This window comes from Thermorhabdus hydrogeniformans, from assembly GCF_049310025.1.
Taxonomy (GTDB): Bacteria; Bacillota; Thermosediminibacteria; order Thermosediminibacterales; family Tepidanaerobacteraceae; genus JBJYKD01.
Genome location: NZ_JBJYKD010000116.1, coordinates 1 through 278 on the forward strand (window position 1 = coordinate 1; position 278 = coordinate 278).

1 protein-coding gene is annotated in these 278 nt (G+C 41.4%); it reads right to left on the reverse strand.

The genetic code is table 11. The annotated features are described in order from the left end of the window. Positions 1-278 (reverse strand): ATP-binding cassette domain-containing protein (locus tag ACKX14_RS15730; protein ID WP_422449320.1); only part of this gene is annotated, 278 nt, incomplete at both ends.

Sequence of the window (278 nt, forward strand, 5' to 3'; positions counted from 1 at the left end):
CTCCTATCTTAAGTGCTTCGTCAAGATCATGGGTAATAAAAAGGATTGTCTTCTTCATTGTCTGCTGCAATTCCAATAATTCATCCTGCATGTCTTTTCTTATTAGTGGATCCAAAGCGGAAAATGCTTCATCCATCAACAATACATCTGGATCATTGGCAAGTGCCCTAGCCAAACCTACCCTTTGCTGCATCCCTCCGGAAAGCTGATTGGGATACTGGTCTTCATATCCCTTTAATCCAACCATCTCTAAAGCTCTTCTAGCTCTTTCTTCGATT